Raw genomic sequence first — 15,244 nt, forward strand, 5'->3', positions numbered from 1 at the left:
GCCCGATGAGAACGCATCCGCAGGATCCGGCGGCGATCGGGTCGTTCACGATCCAGGGCCGGCTCGGCCGTGGTGCGATGGGTGCCGTCTACCTGGCGCGCTCGCCGGGCGGCCGCCTGGTCGCGGTGAAGGTGGTCCGCGACGAACTGGCCGGTGACGCGGCCTTCCGGGCCCGGTTCGCCCGCGAGATCGAGGCCGCACGCAAGGTCAGCGGCGCGTTCACGGCCGCCGTCGTCGACGCGGATCCGGATGCGGAACGGCCGTGGCTGGCCACGGAGTACCTGCCCGGACCCACACTGCAGAAGGCGATCGAGACGTCTGGGCCGCTGACGCCGGGCGGCGTGCAGTCGCTCGCGGGCGGGCTGGCCGAGGCACTGATGGCGATCCACGCCGGCGGTCTGGTCCACCGCGATCTGAAACCGTCCAACATCGTGCTGACCGACAACGGCCCGCGGGTGATCGACTTCGGCATCGCCCGTGCGCTCGAGGAAGTGAGCCTGACCGCGACCGGCGTGGTCGTCGGTACGCCGGGCTACCTGTCGCCGGAGCAGATCACCGGTACGGCGATCGGCCCGCCGAGTGACGTGTTCGCGCTGGGGGCGGTCCTGGTCTTCGCCGCGTCCGGCCGCGGTCCGTTCGCCCACGGGAACCCGGCGTCCTTGCTGCATCGGATCGTCCACGAGCAACCACAGCTCCCGCCGCTGCCCAGTCCGCTGCAGGACGTCGTACGCCGTTGCCTGGCAAGAGATCCCGCGCAGCGCCCGACCCCGGCGGACCTCCTGCACATCCTCGGATCGCCGGCGAACACCGCAGTCCTCCCGCCAACTGCAGCCACGGTCGCCTTCCCGCCACCACCCACAAAGCTGCTACCAGCACAATCACAACCAGCACAACAAACCGGCGCCGCCTTCACGACCAGCAGGACGCGGCCCGCGGTCATGGCAGCGATCACCACCCTCCTCTTCCTCGCCTTCATCCAGCACGATCCCCAGATGCAAGCCCAGCACCCAGCGGTCACCACCGTCCTCGGCCTCGTAGACCTCGTGTTCCTCTACTTCGCCATCCGCAGTTGGCGCCTCGTCCTCCGACGCCGAGTCGTCCTCCGCCTGTCTCCCCAGGGATTGACCATCGAACGCGGCTACAAACAAGGCTCCATCCCCTGGACCGGCGTCACGCGCCTCCGCGTCGGCGGCGACGTCCGCCGCCCGTGGCTGATCGCCTGGCTGAACCCGCCGTACCAAGACACGCTGCCGGCCCCGAAGCGACGCCACCACGGCGGCGTGCGCCTCTACCCGATCGCCCACGGCGCCACCGTCAACCGCCGCATCCGCCAGGTCGACGAGCTCCGCGCCGCCCTCAACTGGTACGCGCCGCACCTCCACGACAACTCGTACTAACGTGGCCGGCATGAAGGTGCGAGTTGCCACGGATGCGGATCACGCAGCCATCGTCGAACTCCTGACCGCCGCGTGGGGTGGGACGATCGCCGTCGCGCACGGAGTCGCCTACGACGCCTCGACGCTTCCGGCGCTGGTGGCGGAGCAGGACGGCCGGCTCGTCGGCCTGCTCACCTACACGATCGCGGACGACGAGCTGGAGGTCGTCACGATTGACGCCTTGGGAAGGCATCACGGTGTAGGCACTGAGCTGTTGTCCGCGGCGACCGACCTCGCCCGACAGGCCGCGGTCAACAGGCTGTGGCTGATCACCACCAACGACAATCTGGACGCCTTGCGGTTCTATCAGCGCCGCGGGATGCGGATCGTCGGGGTCAGCCCGGGGGCGGTCGACGTGTCGCGCACGATCAAGCCCTCGATCCCGCCGACCGGCGCCTACGGCATCCCGCTGCACGACGAGTTGACGCTGGAGCTGCGGCTCGACTAGGAGCAACGCCGAGTCAGTCCGGCAGCATCGGCACCGTGAGCCCTTGGTCCCGGCCGAGCAGGATGCCCCGGGTGATCGCGTTGGTGCCGAACTTGTCCTTCACCTGATCGAGCGCGTTGTCGAGCTCGTCGTTCGCCGCCTTGTCGAACGGCAACGCGAGCTGCAGCGCCGCCTCGTTCTCCAGGTTGCCGACCGAGATGCCGATCATCGTGATGCCCTGGGACGCGATCAACGGCCGTGCCGCGGCCAGCAGCGCCCGCGCGGTGATCAGGATCGCCCGCGTCTGATCCGTTGCCTGAGGCAACGTGTGGGACCGGGTCGCCCGGCTGAAGTCGTCGAACCGCAGGCGCAGCGTGACAGTCCGCCCGGAGCGCCCCGCCGTCCGCATCCGGCGGGTGACCCGGTCGACCAGGCCGGCCAGCACGGCGTCGAGCGTGGCCGGTGACTTGGGTGAGCCGCCGAGCGCCCGCTGCGAGCCGATCGACCGCCGGCGCCGCCCGACCTCGATCGGCCGGGGATCGCGGTTGTGCGCGAGCGCGTGCAGATGCCGCCCGGACGCCCGCCCGAGCATCGCGACCAGCGCCGCCTCGGGCAGCATCGCGACATCGCCGACCTTGGTGAGCCCGCGGTTCCGCAGCTTCTCCGCGGTCACCTGGCCCACACCCCACAGCCGCTCGACATCCAGCGGATGCAGGAACTCCAGCTCCCGGTCCGGCGCGACCTCGAGCAGACCGTTCGGCTTCGCGACCCCGCTGGCCACCTTGGCCAGGAACTTCGTCCGCGCCACCCCGACCGTGATCGGCAGCCCGACCCTCGACAGCACCTCGGCCCGCAGCCGCTGGGCGATCTCCAGCGGCGTCCCGCGGATCTTCCGCAACCCACCCACGTCCAGGAACGCCTCGTCGATCGACAGCCCTTCGACCAGCGGCGTGGTGTCCTCGAACACCTTGAACACCGCCTTGCTGGCCTCCGAGTACGCCGACATCCGCGGGTCGACCACGATCGCGCCGGGGCAGCGGCGCAACGCCTGTCCACCGTTCATCGCCGTCCGGACGCCGTACGCCTTGGCCTCGTAGCTGCAGGCCAGGACGACGCCGGCGCCGACGATCACCGGGCGGCCGCGCAGGCGTGGGTCGTCCCGCTGCTCGACCGACGCGTAGAACGCGTCCAGGTCGGCATGCAGGATGTTCGCCGCGCGGGAATCCGACACGAACACATGTTCGCATACGCCGCCGACAATTGAGATAGGGAGAATTCCCGACGCGGTCGCCGGGTTTGTCAGGACAGAATGCAGCCCATGGACCTGACGGCGTACCGCGATCTCTGGAAGACCCACGGTGTGGTGGCGCTGCTGGCCTCGGCTCTGGTCGCGCGGATGCCGGTGATGGCGACGATGGTCCCGCTGGCGTTCCTGGCCAAGGATGCCGCGGGCAACTTCGGCTGGGCCGGCGTCGTCGCGGGCGCCTACTCCGTCGGTACGGCGGTCGCCAGCGTGGTGTGGTCGCGGCTGGCGGATCGCCGGGGTGCGCGCAAGGTCGTGATCGGCACCGGGATGGCCTGGGGTGCGTCGATGGCCGTGGTCGCACTGCTGCCGTACAGCTGGTTCCGGCTGCTGCCGATCGCCGCCGCGGTGGCGGGCATCTTCGTCGCGCCGGTCACCTCGGCCCTGCGTGCCAACTGGCCGCGGCTCGTGCAGGGGTCGCGGTTGCGCGCGATCTACTCACTCGACGCGACAGCGCAGGAGTTGCTCTTCGTCATCGGTCCCATGACCGGCGCGCTGATGGTCAGCTTCGCCAGTCCGCGAGTCGGTCTGCTGGTGTGCGCCGTCACGGCGGCCGCGGCCATCTGGTGGTTCGGTCTGAAGCAGCAGCCACCGATCCCGCACGACGAGTCCACCGGACCGAGGCCGACCGTACGGCAGTTGCTGCTGCACCGGTACCGGCTCGCAATCATGCTGTCCTGGTTCTGCCTGGCGGTGGGCTTCGCGGCGATGTCGCTCGGCATGGTCGCCGTCGCCGACGAGCACGGCAACCGGCTGATCGCCGGTGTGCTGGAGATGGTGGCCGCGATCGGCAGCGTGACCGGTGGTCTGGTCGGCGGAGCGTTGCCGGGCCGGCGCAACTCCTACGCGTGGCGACGGATGCTCGCCCTGACCGTCCTGGTCGTGGGGTGTGTCTTCGTGACCTCGTCGGTGGTCGGGCTGGCGGTGATGATGTTCGCGGCGGGCTGCCTGATCGCTCCGACGATCGCGGCCCTCTACGAGCGGGTGGGCACGCTGACGCCCACCCCGGCGCACACCGAGATCTTCGGCTGGATGCAGAGCGGCGCGATGATCGGATCCGCGGCCGGCTCCGCTGTGGCCGGCGCGGTGGTCGAGGCGTTCGGCGTCCGCTACGCGTGGGTCCTGACGGCCGGTCTCGGCATCCTCGCGACGCTGTCCTTGCTGAGGGTGCCGCCCCACCGGCCGGCCGAATCCATCGACCTCGAAGATGCCGCGGTCGTCGCGTAGAGCACGCGGTAGCTCGCCTCCAGTACGCCGCCGTCGCGCGCGCACATCGAGATCAGCCGCAAGGTACGGCGATCCAGCAACGTGCCACGTCCCGCGGCGACCGGATGGATGAGCAGCGACACCTCGTCGATCAACCGCCACCGCAGCATCGACCGGATCAACGTCAGGCTCCCGAAGACGTGCAGGTCCGCACCCGGCACCTCCTTCAGGGCCGTCAGCACCCGCCGCGCATCACCCTGCAGTACTTCGGTGTCCGGGCGGGCGCTCACCGGGCGGGAGGCGATCACGAGCTTGCGGGCCTGGTCCAGTCCGGTGACGGAACCGGCGTACCGCTCGAACGTCTTCCGGCCGAGCACGACCGTCTCGGTGCCGGTCAGCAGTTGGTCCAGGGCGGGACCGGTAGCGGGAAGCCACTGGTCCGGCTTGCCGACGATGCCGTCTTCCGACATACAGAGTCTGGCGACGATGGTGCGCATGCGACGAACTCCTCTGGGTCTACTACTTACCCAGATGCACCGCACCCGCAGAAGGTTTTCAGGGCGTCTGCCGGCGGCCGCGGTGGATCTCGGTCTCGAGCGCATCCAAGCGATTGATCCAGAACTTGCGGTACCGATCGAGCCAGCTGTCGATCTCGCGCAGTGGTCCGGGCTCCACGGCGTACAGCCGCCGGGTGCCGTCGACGGTGACGGTCGCGAACCCGTTGTCGCGCAGCACCCGCAGATGCTGGGAGACGGCCGGCTGGCTGATCCCGAACTCGGCGCCGATCGAGGCGGCGATGCTGCCGGCCGGCAGCTCGCCGTCGGCGAGCAGCTCCAGGATCCGGCGCCGGACCGGGTCGCCGAGAATGTCGAACGCGTGCACGACGCCAGTATTTCAGTGATGACTTATATGAACAAGGGTCTTGTCCGGCGGGAGGCCTTCCGGTGTGCCGCGACCCCGGCCGTGGAACCTTCCGGCCGGGTCGGGATCGGCCGGACGAGCCGCCCAGGTGCTGGTCAGCCGGTAGGCAACGAGCGGGTCACGGCTAGAATGACCCCGAAACGACTACGCCTGGTGCAACGCCGCACGGCGTACCGCAACCAGTGGTTTGAGGAGACACAGCTGTGGGACGCGTCGTACACAAGTACGGCGGTTCTTCGGTCGCCGACGCCGATTGCATCAAGCGCGTGGCCCAACGGATCGTCGCGACAAAGAAGGCCGGGAACGACGTCGTGGTGGTCATTTCCGCCATGGGCGACACCACCGACGAATTGATGGACCTGGCCCAGCAGGTCTCCCCGCTGCCCCCGCCGCGCGAGCTGGACATGCTGCTCACCTCGGGTGAGCGGATCTCCGCCGCGCTGCTGGCGATGGCGATCGCCAACCTGGGCTACGAGGCGCGCAGCTTCACCGGCTCGCAGGCCGGCGTCATCACCACGTCCGCACACGGCAACGCGCGCATCATCGACATCACGCCGGGCCGGATCGAGGGGGCCCTCGGCGAGGGCCACATCGCGATCGTCGCCGGTTTCCAGGGCGTCGCCCAGGACACCAAGGACATCACCACGATGGGCCGCGGCGCGTCCGACACCACCGCGGTCGCACTGGCCGCGGCGCTGGAGGCGGACTACTGCGAGATCTACACCGACGTGGACGGCATCTTCACCGCGGACCCGCGGATCGTGCCGGCCGCGAAGCAGATCCCGAAGATCTCCTACGAGGAGATGCTCGAGATGGCTGCCTGCGGCGCCAAGGTGCTGCACCTGCGTTGCGTCGAGTACGCGCGGCGCTACAACGTCCCTGTCCATGTGCGCTCCTCCTTCTCGCAGAAGGAAGGCACCTGGGTCGTCGATGCGAAGGAACTGGATCAGATGGAACAGGCGATCATCTCCGGCGTGGCCCACGATCGCGGCGAGGCCAAGATCACCGTGGTCGGCGTGCCGGACAAGCCGGGCGAGGCGGCCCGGATCTTCGAGACGGTCGCCGGCGCCGAGACCAACATCGACATGATCGTGCAGAACGTCTCCGCGGTCGCCACCAACCGCACCGACATCTCCTTCACGCTGCCCCGCGCCGACGGCGCCCGGGCGATGTCCGCGCTGGCCCGGACGAAGGACGAAGTGGGCTACGAGCAGTTGCTGTACGACGACCAGATCGGCAAAGTGTCGGTGGTCGGTGTCGGAATGCGCTCGCACCCGGGCGTGTCCGCGAAATTCTTCTCCGCGCTCGCCGATGCCGGCGTGAACATCGAGATGATCTCCACCTCGGAGATCCGGATCTCGGTGGTCGTGGACGAGAACCTGGTGGATGCCGCCGTGACCGCGGCGCACACCGCATTCGACCTGGACGACGAGCACACCCAGGCTGTCGTGTACGGAGGAACTGGACGGTGACCCCTGTGAGCGCATTGGACAACGAGACCGAAGACCGGACGGGCCTGCCCTCGCTGGCGGTGGTCGGTGCGACCGGCGCCGTCGGGTCGGTGATGCTGGCCCTGCTCTCGACCCGGGAGAACGTCTGGGGAGAGATCCGGCTGATCGCGTCCGAGCGCTCCGCGGGTAAGCGTCTGAAGGTCCGTGGCGAGGAGGTCGAGGTCGTCGCGATCAGCGAGGGCGCCTTCGACGGCATCGACGTGGCGATGTTCGACGTACCGGACGAGGTGTCCGCGCACTGGGCGCCGATCGCGGCCGCCAAGGGTGCCGTCGTGGTGGACAACTCCGGCGCGTTCCGGATGGACCCGGACGTCCCGCTGGTGGTGCCGGAGGTGAACGCCGAGGCGGCCCGGAACCGGCCGAAGGGCATCATCTCCAACCCCAACTGCACGACGCTGTCGATGATCGTCGCGATGGGTGCGCTGCACCACCGCTACGAGCTCGAGCAGCTCGTCGTCGCGTCGTACCAGGCGGCTTCGGGCGCCGGGCAGGAGGGTATCGACGCGCTGTACGACCAGCTCACCAAGGTGGCCGGCAACCGCGAGCTGGGCACCACGCCGGGCGACGTACGGCGGGTGATCGGCAACGGGCTCGGCCCGTTCCCGGCCCCGCTGGCGCTGAACGTCGTGCCGTGGGCCGGCTCGCTGAAGGACGACGGCTGGTCGTCGGAGGAGCTCAAGGTTCGCAACGAGTCGCGCAAGATCCTCGGGCTGCCCGGCCTCAAGGTGTCCGCGACCTGTGTCCGCGTCCCGGTCGTCACCACGCACTCGTTGTCGGTGCACGCGCGGTTCGTCCAGGAGGTCGACGCCGACGGCGCCCGCGAGGTACTGCGGGACGCGCCCGGCGTGCTGCTGTTCGACAACCCGGCCGAGGGTGAGTTCCCGACGCCGGCCGACGTGGTCGGCACCGACCCGACCTGGGTCGGCCGGGTCCGCAAGTCGCTGGACGACCCGAACGCGCTCGAGCTGTTCGTCTGCGGCGACAACCTGCGCAAGGGCGCCGCGCTGAACACCGCGCAGATCGCCGAGGTCGTCGCGAAGGAGTTCGCCGCCGCCAAGGCCTGAATCCCCAACGAACAAAGGGCTCCCGGACACCGGGAGCCCTTTGTTGTTCAAGGCAACCTTTACAGCCAGTTCTCCCGCGCCGCGTGCAGGGCGAGCTGGAAGCGGGTGCTGGCGCCGGTGCGGTTCATCAGGCGCTCGAGGTAGCGGAAGAACGTCCGGCGGCTGATGCCGAGCGTGCGGGCGATGGTGTCGTCGGCGGCGCCGGTCGCGAGCAGGGCGAGCAGCCGGCGCTCGATCGGCTCGAGCCGGTCGTCCTCCGTGCCGACCGAGGCGTGCAGCGGCAGCGCGTTGCGCCAGCAGAGCTCGAACATCCCGATCAGGGCGGTGAGCAGACTGCTCGGCCGGATGATCAGCAGCGATCGGTTCACATCGGTGTCGCGCACCGACATCGACACGAACGCGATCGAGCCGTCGATGATCGTCAGCTTCGCCGGTACGTCGGGCAGCACCCGGGCCTGCTCACCGGCCTCCACGCACGGGAGGATGTTCTCGGTCAGGTAGCCGGGCACCTCGACGGACTCGGGCGAGTAGACCACCCGGTACGAGACGCCGCGCTTGAGATGCTCGATCTCCTCCTGGTTCGGGCCGCCGATGTAGTACGGCGGGGAGTCGATGGCGAGGATCTCCCGCTGCGCTCCACCCTTGATCTGGTGGATCCGCTCGATGATCGCGCTCCCGGTGACCACCTCGATCAGGTGCGTGGTCGACTCGTTGTGCACGGTCCGGCGGAACTCGTCGTACGCGTTCAGGACCTCGATCCGGGCCTGTTTCAGCTCGGACTCGCGGCGCAGCGTCATCGCCTCCAGGCCGGCGTCCGGGGGCACCGGGAGGTATCGGGAGTGGTCCGATCCGGACCGCCGGGCCAGGCCCGCCTGGACCAGCCCACCGAGTGTCGAGTCGATGCTGGCCGCCCGGTCGGGGACCGCCTCGTCCAGTTCGGTGATCGACGACGGACCGGTCCGCAGCAGGTGCTGGTAGACCTTGATCTCGTCGTCACTGAGTCCGAGCACCTTGAGATGGTCGGCACGCTCCGTGTCCGTTGTGCTCACAACTCTCCCCTCCCTTCCGAGTGCTGTCACCGTCCGCTACCGTCCCTCCAGAATAAGACGGCCGATCCAGCGCCGATCGCACTGTCCGTGTCGCCGTGAATGCGCCTAGCGATATTTGTTGTCCTGTCAGCATTCTTGTGCCGTGTCACCATCTGGCCACCATTTCCGCGCAGGTGTGAGCGAGAATTGAGGTCCAGCAGCCCGGCGACGGACCACCTGAGCGCCGCCGGGCTGCTGTTCCAATTCTGGCCCGAGTTCGCTGCCACGTCAGCGGAGCCCGTTTCGGTTGGGTCTCGATCCCGGCGCATCGGTGCCCTCGCACTCCCGTGCCATCACCGGCTGTGCCGGAGGGTGTACAAACTGTGCATCTCCATCGTGAGGCCGATGAGGAGGAGAGTCCGATGCGACCGGTTCCGCCCTGTTCCGTGGTTCGCTTCGGTACTGCCGTCCCCAGCGCACCGCTCCCGGCATTTTCGCAGGGAATCCGGGCCGCCCGGGCATCTTTGCAGGGATCCCGGGTCGCGCTGCCTCCCACCGGCCTCGGGCCCGTCCCCACATCTGCTGCGCGCACCTGCCGGCGATCGCAGCACGTCTGGGGACGAGGGCGGCTCTCCCGGTCCCCTGCCTGCTGCGCGGCACTCGGCGGGCACCTCGCTGCACTGGAGCGAAGGGCACGATGGATCCGCATCGAGCCCTCCGCTCCAGCACACCGAGGCACTCCGCCGAGCACCTGCTCGCGACGGCAGGGGACCGGGAGAGCCGCCCTGGCCCGTGGCGCGATGACCGCCGCCCTGGTCATCGTGCCGGCTGATCCGGCCTGTGCCCGGCCCGTCTCCGCCCAGCGTGGCCGGCCGTCCGGATCGCGAGTGAGGCCCCGGGAGGTGCTGAGCGGCGCTCCGTGGATGGTGAGGCTGTCCATGGGGAGCGCGGACAGGATGTCCGCCGCCCGGCTCGCCCCGGCCAGGAAGCACCTCCTGGGGCCCCACCGGTAACACCGGTACGCACGCCTCGCACCGTCCACCGCAGCCACAAGGCCGGTGGGACACATCACGCCGGCTCGGCGAACTTCGCCGCCGCGGTGAGCGTCGTACTGATGAATTGACCGCGATTTGATCTTGTCCACTGTTGTTCACCCGAACGTGCAGTGAGCATGGTCTCTGCGCCGCCCGCGACCTGTTAGCACGCTTTTCGTGCGCCGTAAGGCGTTTTGGTCGTCGCTGGCTGTCAAATGTATATTCCGGGTAACGATCGGCGAAGGACGACTCTGGTGTTGCTGACACAGTCGGGTGCGACGTTTGGTAGCCGTCTGTACGTCGTTGCTCACTATGGAGGACCACTGTGTCGTCGGCCCTGATGCCGATCCGCTACTCTGCTTCCCGGTCTGCGTGGCCCGCCGTCGTCCGGGCGGCTACCGCCGAAACCCAGGTGATCGGCCACATGGACACGACTTCCGGCAGAGAGAGGCGTCGCCTGAATGAACGCGACTAGCGTCGACGAGGAGTTCAACCCGTCGGTGCATGTGTACGAACCGCACAAGGTCGGCCTGCCGGCGCTGCGTCCCTACTTCAAGGCACTGTGGCAGCGCCGGGAGTTCGCGGCGGAGATGTCCCGGACGAACATCCGGGCGGCCAACACCAACACCTTCTTCGGACAGGTGTGGCTGGTCCTGAACCCGCTGCTGCTGGCCCTGGTCTACTACCTGCTGACCGACATCATCGCGGGCGGTAGCTCGAAGGTCGGTGCGGCGGAGCGGTTCGCCCACATGTGTGGCGGCCTGTTCGCCTTCTATTACTTCTCCGGTGCGATGACCGCGGGTGCGGCCAGCGTGGTCGGCGGCGGCAAGCTGCTGATGAACCAGTCGTTCCCGCGGATGCTGCTGCCGCTGTCCGCGGTGCGGACGGCGTTCCACCGCTTCCTGCCGACCCTGGTCGTGTACTTCGGTATCCACCTGGTGATGCGTCAGCCGCTGCGCTGGCCGATGCTGCTGGCCCCGGCGTTCCTGATCATGCTGACGGTCTTCGCCGCCGGCATGGGGATGATCTTCGCCGCCCTGCAGGTGTACTTCCGCGACACCACCAGCTTCCTGCCGTACTTCGTCCGGATCTGGCTCTACATGTCCCCGGTGTTGTGGTTCGCCGAGCAGGCCCCGGCCAAGTTCAAGGGCTTCATCCAGTACAACCCGCTGTACTCGCTGCTCGGCGGCTGGACCGATCTGCTGGTCAAGGGCCACATCCCGGAGTGGCAGATGTGGGCCGGCGCCGCGTTCTTCGCGGTCGCGGCCTTCGTGATCGGCTCGTTGTTCTTCATGTCGAGGGAGCGTGAGTTCGTTGTCCGTCTCTGAGACCGAGAAGAAGCCGATGCAGAAGACTCCGTCGGACGTCCCGGCCGTCAAGGTGCAGGACGTGTCCATCACCTACCGGACCACGTTCGAGCGGGTGCCGACGTTCAAGAGCGCGATCGTCCGGTTCGGCCGTGGCGAGCGCGCGGTCCGCGAGGTCAAGGCCGTCCAGAACGTCTCCTTCGACGTCAACCACGGCACCACGATCGGCATCATCGGCGCCAACGGCGCCGGCAAGTCGACGCTGATGCGCGCGGTCGCCGGCATCCTGCCGCCGACGTCGGGCCGGATCGAGGTGCACGGCCGGGTCTCCACCCTGCTGTCACTGGGCGTCGGTTTCAACGCGGCGCTGTCCGGCAAGGAGAACGTCGTCCTGGGTGGACTCGCGGCCGGTCTGAGCCGCAAGGAGATCGAGGCCCGGTACGAGGAGATCGCCGAGTTCGCCGAGCTCGGCGACTTCATGGAGATGCCGATGCGGACGTACTCGTCCGGCATGTTCAGCCGGCTCGCGTTCTCCGTCGCCGTGCACATGGACCCGGACATCCTGCTGATCGACGAGGCGCTGTCCGCCGGTGACGCGTCGTTCAAGACCAAGGCCGCGGCCAAGATGTCCGAGCTGGTCACGAACAGCCGGACCATGTTCCTGGTCAGCCACGCGATGAGCAGTGTCCGCGAGATGTGCAACGACTGCATCTGGTTGCACAAGGGCAAGCTGATGATGCGGGGCGAGCCGGACGAGGTGATCCAGGCCTACACGAAGTTCCTGCAGGTCGGCGAGGCAGAAGCCGTTTCTCTCGAGGATCTCTGACCCATGGCACGTAGCGCGGCGCCGGACGTGGGGATCATCACGACCGGTCACGACGTCGCTGACGCACGCCTGCACAAGATCACCGCGGCGCTGCGGCACCGAGATCTGAGCGTCGAGCTCTGGGGTCTCGGTGAGCCCGACGGCGGGCCCGCGGGGGCGACTGTGCACGCCGGCCCGCGCGGCAACCTGGTCCAGCGGCTGGCGCGGACCGCCGTGCTGCCGTGGCGGACCAACGCGAAGGTGGTGATGACGGTCGACCCGGACATGATCCCGGTCACCTGGTTCGTCACCACCGTCCGGCGTCGCAAGCTGGTGGTCGACGTCCACGAGGACTACGAGCGGTTGCTGGCCGACCGGGCGTGGGCCAAAGGAGCCGCCGGCCTGCCCGCGCGGCTGATCGTGCGCGCCGGGTCGAAGCTCGCCGCGGGTGCCGATCTCACCGTGGTCGCCGACTCGCACCTGGCACCGCACCACGCCAAGCGCCGCCTGGTGGTGCAGAACCTTCCCGACCACGGCTTCCTCGCCCCGTCCCCGCCGGCCGGCGCACCCCGCGCGGTGTACGTCGGGGACCTGCGGACGAGCCGTGGTCTGTTCGACATGGTCGAGACCGTCGCCGCGGCGCCGGAGTGGTCCCTCGACCTGGTCGGCCCGGTCGCACCGTCGGACCGGGACCGGCTCGAGGCACGGATCGAGGAGCCCGACCTGGCCGGCCGCGTCCGGCTGCACGGGCGCCAGCCACCCGCCGAGTCCTGGCGGATCGCCCAGGGTGCCTGGGCGAGCCTCGCCATGCTCCAGCCGACACCGGCGTTCGTGGAAGCGATGCCGTCCAAGATCTACGAGTACCTCGCCAGCGGTCTTCCCGTGCTCTCCACCCGCCTGCCCCGGCAGACCAGGGTGATCGAGGAGTCCGGTGGCGGAGTCCTGGTGGATTCGGTGGCGGAGGCGTCGGAGACCCTGCGGCGCTGGTCCGCGGATCCCGGCGAGCTGGAGAAACTGCGCGACCACGCGCTTGAGTGGGCCGCGGACCACCTGTCCGCGACCACGCCGTACGACGACCTGGCCGACGCGATCATCGACTTACTAAGAGGACGTGCATGACCGACCGCCCACACATGCTGTACGTCGCCTGGGGCTTCCCGCCCTGCCGAGGTGGCGGTGTCTACCGGGCCCTGGCCACGGCCAACCGGTTCGCCGCGCTCGGCTGGAAGGTGACCGTGCTGACGGCCGACCGCGAGACCTTCCACCGGTTCACCGGTGCCGACCTGACCCTGGAGGAACGGGTCGACCCGTCCGTCGAGGTCGTCCGGGTCCCCTTCGAGTGGCCGATTCTCGAAGCCGATCTGCGCAAGTGGTCCAAGCGCCGGGCGTCCAACCCGAAGCTGTGGAGCAAGTGGCGCACCAAGCAGGACCAGATCCCGTTCCCGGAGACCGGGTACGGGCCGTGGCGCTCGGTGATCGAGAAGGCCGCCGAGAAGATCCACCAGGCGCACAAGGTCGACCTCACGGTCGCCACCGCCAACCCGCACGTCGCGTTCACCGCGGCGTACCACCTGCACAAGAAGTTCGGCGTGCGGTACGTGATGGACTACCGCGACGCCTGGCTGCTGGATGTGTTCACCGGTGACCGGCTGCACGAGCCGAACAGCCGGGCTGCCAAGTGGGAGAAGAAGCTGGTCGAGTCCGCTCACGAGGTCTGGTTCGTGAACGACCCGATCAAGGAGTGGCACGAGAAGCTCTACCCGGCCCAGGCCGGCAGGATGCACACCGTCGCCAACGGGTTCGACGCGGACCTGGTGCCGGACACCCACGACCGCGGGCCGGTCACCGACCGCCCGCTGGTCTTCGGCTACGTCGGCACCGTGTCGCCGAAGGTGCCGCTGGCCGAGTTCGTCGAGGGCTGGAAGCTCGCCCGGTCGTCGTCGGAGGAGCTGGCCGGCGCGAAGGCCAAGATCCACGGCTACCTCGGGTACTACGCGCAGCCGCGGGCGGACATGCTCGCGACGATCAACAACGCCTCCGAGGACGGCGTCTCGTACGAGGGACCGGTCGGCAAGGCGGAGATCGCCAAGGCGTACGACGAGTTCGACGTCCAGCTGCTGATGCTCGGCAAGGGGCGGTACGTGACCAGCGGCAAGGTGTTCGAGTACCTGGCGACCGGGTTGCCGATCGTGTCCGTGCACGACCCGGAGAACGCGGCGTCCGACGTACTGCGGGGGCATCCGTTGTGGTTCCCCGTCGCCGACGTGACACCGGAGGCGATCGCGGCCGCGCTGACCGAGGCCGCGCACGCCGCCCGGACCGCGGACGAGGGGATCCGGGCGAAGGCGCGCGAGTTCGGTGCGTCGTACCGGCGGGATCTGCAGCTGGATCCGCGGATCGAGTCACTGGCCGCGGCCGTGAAGGGGGTGGCGGCATGACCAACGTCGTCCTGCTGAGCACGCGCCGGCTTCCGCCCGCGTACTTCGACACCGTCCGCGAGGACCTCGGCGACCCGGACGTCACGCTGGACGTCGTCGGCTGGGTAGCCCCCGCCGGCCCCGTCGCCGACAAGGTCCACACCTTCACCCTCATCGGCCCCGGCCGCATGCCGGTAGCACCCGCCCCGGAGCCGGTCGCCGATCCGACCGACGACTCTCCGGACGCGGTCATCGCCCCGGAAGCTGTCGCCGAGCCCGAGTCCGTCGTCGGTTCAGCTGAAGTCGCACCCGCTGCGGCTGAGGTCCCCGCCGATGCGGCGGACGAGGCCGCTTCCACCACCGCCGCTCCCGCCGAGGAGAAGCCCGCAGGTGCTTCTACCACCACCCCACCTCCCGCGGCGAAGCCGCGGGCTACCGGGATCAACCGGGTGCGGAAGGCGGTGGCTTGGCGGTACCGGAAGGGGCGGAAGATCGCCGGGCGGATGTTGCCTAAGGCAATTAAGACCTCCGCGCCGGTGAAGTTCCTGCGGGGGAACCGGGCCAGCAAGGACCTGGGGAAGACGTACTGGGGCCGGGTTCTCAGCCGTCGGGACGTGATGAGCACGATCGAGCAGGCCGATGTCGTGGTGGCGCTGGACGCCGGCGCGATCTGGGCCGGGTGGAACCTGGGGCAGCGCAAGGCGAGTACGCCCGTCGTGCTGGGGATTCCGGCGGCCCGCCGGGAGCTGGACATGCTGAAGGTCCCGGCAGGTAATGGGTGACAC

General features: G+C 69.0%; 14 protein-coding genes. 10 read left to right on the forward strand and 4 right to left on the reverse strand.

Translation table 11 applies throughout. The annotated features are described in order from the left end of the window. Positions 1 to 5 precede the first annotated feature (5 nt). The gene (locus ACZ6O0_RS09345) at positions 6 to 1,397 is read left to right on the forward strand and encodes a serine/threonine-protein kinase (protein ID WP_465764356.1); all 1,392 of its coding nucleotides are present in this window, start codon (positions 6 to 8) and stop codon (positions 1,395 to 1,397) included. Between the two features lie 10 nt (positions 1,398 to 1,407). After that, positions 1,408 to 1,884 carry a GNAT family N-acetyltransferase gene (locus ACZ6O0_RS09350; protein ID WP_465764357.1) on the forward strand — a complete coding sequence of 159 codons (477 nt, stop codon included), beginning with the start codon at positions 1,408 to 1,410 and terminating at the stop codon, positions 1,882 to 1,884. Positions 1,885 to 1,897: 13 nt separating this feature from the next. On the opposite strand, the gene dinB is transcribed toward ACZ6O0_RS09350, so the two are convergent. Continuing rightward, positions 1,898 to 3,094: a DNA polymerase IV gene (gene dinB / locus ACZ6O0_RS09355; RefSeq protein WP_465764358.1), complete on the reverse strand. Its 1,197-nt coding sequence runs from the start codon at positions 3,092 to 3,094 to the stop codon at positions 1,898 to 1,900. An 87-nt stretch (positions 3,095 to 3,181) separates the two neighbouring features. Between dinB and ACZ6O0_RS09360 the strand changes: the two genes are divergently transcribed. After that, positions 3,182 to 4,393 carry an MFS transporter gene (locus ACZ6O0_RS09360; RefSeq protein WP_465764359.1) on the forward strand — a complete coding sequence of 404 codons (1,212 nt, stop codon included), beginning with the start codon at positions 3,182 to 3,184 and terminating at the stop codon, positions 4,391 to 4,393. Here the strand turns inward: ACZ6O0_RS09360 and ACZ6O0_RS09365 are convergent. Both ACZ6O0_RS09365 and ACZ6O0_RS09370 read right to left on the reverse strand, forming a co-directional pair. Next, positions 4,276 to 4,869, reverse strand: a complete 594-nt coding sequence (locus ACZ6O0_RS09365) for a dihydrofolate reductase family protein (RefSeq protein WP_465764360.1) — start codon at positions 4,867 to 4,869, stop codon at positions 4,276 to 4,278. The two genes, ACZ6O0_RS09360 and ACZ6O0_RS09365, sit on opposite strands and share 118 nt — an antisense overlap. Before the next feature lie 58 nt (positions 4,870 to 4,927). Further along, the gene (locus ACZ6O0_RS09370) at positions 4,928 to 5,254 is read right to left on the reverse strand and encodes an ArsR/SmtB family transcription factor (RefSeq protein ID WP_465764361.1); all 327 of its coding nucleotides are present in this window, start codon (positions 5,252 to 5,254) and stop codon (positions 4,928 to 4,930) included. Between the two features lie 242 nt (positions 5,255 to 5,496). Between ACZ6O0_RS09370 and ACZ6O0_RS09375 the strand changes: the two genes are divergently transcribed. Next, the gene (locus ACZ6O0_RS09375) at positions 5,497 to 6,765 is read left to right on the forward strand and encodes an aspartate kinase (RefSeq protein ID WP_465764362.1); all 1,269 of its coding nucleotides are present in this window, start codon (positions 5,497 to 5,499) and stop codon (positions 6,763 to 6,765) included. Between the two features lie 5 nt (positions 6,766 to 6,770). Next, on the forward strand, positions 6,771 to 7,868 hold the full coding sequence (locus ACZ6O0_RS09380) for an aspartate-semialdehyde dehydrogenase (protein ID WP_465764363.1): 1,098 nt from the start codon (positions 6,771 to 6,773) through the stop codon (positions 7,866 to 7,868). 59 nt (positions 7,869 to 7,927) lie between these two features. Here ACZ6O0_RS09380 and ACZ6O0_RS09385 read toward each other — a convergent pair whose 3' ends face one another. After that, positions 7,928 to 8,917 carry a helix-turn-helix domain-containing protein gene (locus ACZ6O0_RS09385; protein ID WP_465764364.1) on the reverse strand — a complete coding sequence of 330 codons (990 nt, stop codon included), beginning with the start codon at positions 8,915 to 8,917 and terminating at the stop codon, positions 7,928 to 7,930. Positions 8,918 to 10,391: 1,474 nt separating this feature from the next. Between ACZ6O0_RS09385 and ACZ6O0_RS09390 the strand changes: the two genes are divergently transcribed. From ACZ6O0_RS09390 to ACZ6O0_RS09410, 5 genes are read left to right on the forward strand one after another with little or no spacing between them, the layout of a single operon-like run. Next, a complete protein-coding gene (locus ACZ6O0_RS09390) occupies positions 10,392 to 11,258 on the forward strand; it encodes an ABC transporter permease (RefSeq protein WP_465764365.1) in 867 nt (288 codons plus the stop codon). 16 nt (positions 11,259 to 11,274) lie between these two features. Beyond that, entirely contained in the window at positions 11,275 to 12,063 is a 789-nt protein-coding gene (locus ACZ6O0_RS09395) for an ABC transporter ATP-binding protein (protein WP_465764366.1), read from the forward strand. Between the two features lie 3 nt (positions 12,064 to 12,066). Beyond that, the gene (locus tag ACZ6O0_RS09400; protein WP_465764367.1) at positions 12,067 to 13,161 is read left to right on the forward strand and encodes a glycosyltransferase; all 1,095 of its coding nucleotides are present in this window, start codon (positions 12,067 to 12,069) and stop codon (positions 13,159 to 13,161) included. Beyond that, positions 13,158 to 14,480: a glycosyltransferase gene (locus tag ACZ6O0_RS09405; RefSeq protein ID WP_465764368.1), complete on the forward strand. Its 1,323-nt coding sequence runs from the start codon at positions 13,158 to 13,160 to the stop codon at positions 14,478 to 14,480. The genes ACZ6O0_RS09400 and ACZ6O0_RS09405 overlap by 4 nt, the downstream gene beginning before the upstream one ends. Further along, positions 14,477 to 15,241, forward strand: coding sequence for a hypothetical protein (locus tag ACZ6O0_RS09410; RefSeq protein WP_465764369.1), 765 nt, complete (start codon positions 14,477 to 14,479; stop codon positions 15,239 to 15,241). The genes ACZ6O0_RS09405 and ACZ6O0_RS09410 overlap by 4 nt, the downstream gene beginning before the upstream one ends. Positions 15,242 to 15,244 lie beyond the last annotated feature (3 nt).

It is taken from the genome of Kribbella sp. NPDC048837 (assembly GCF_055586945.1).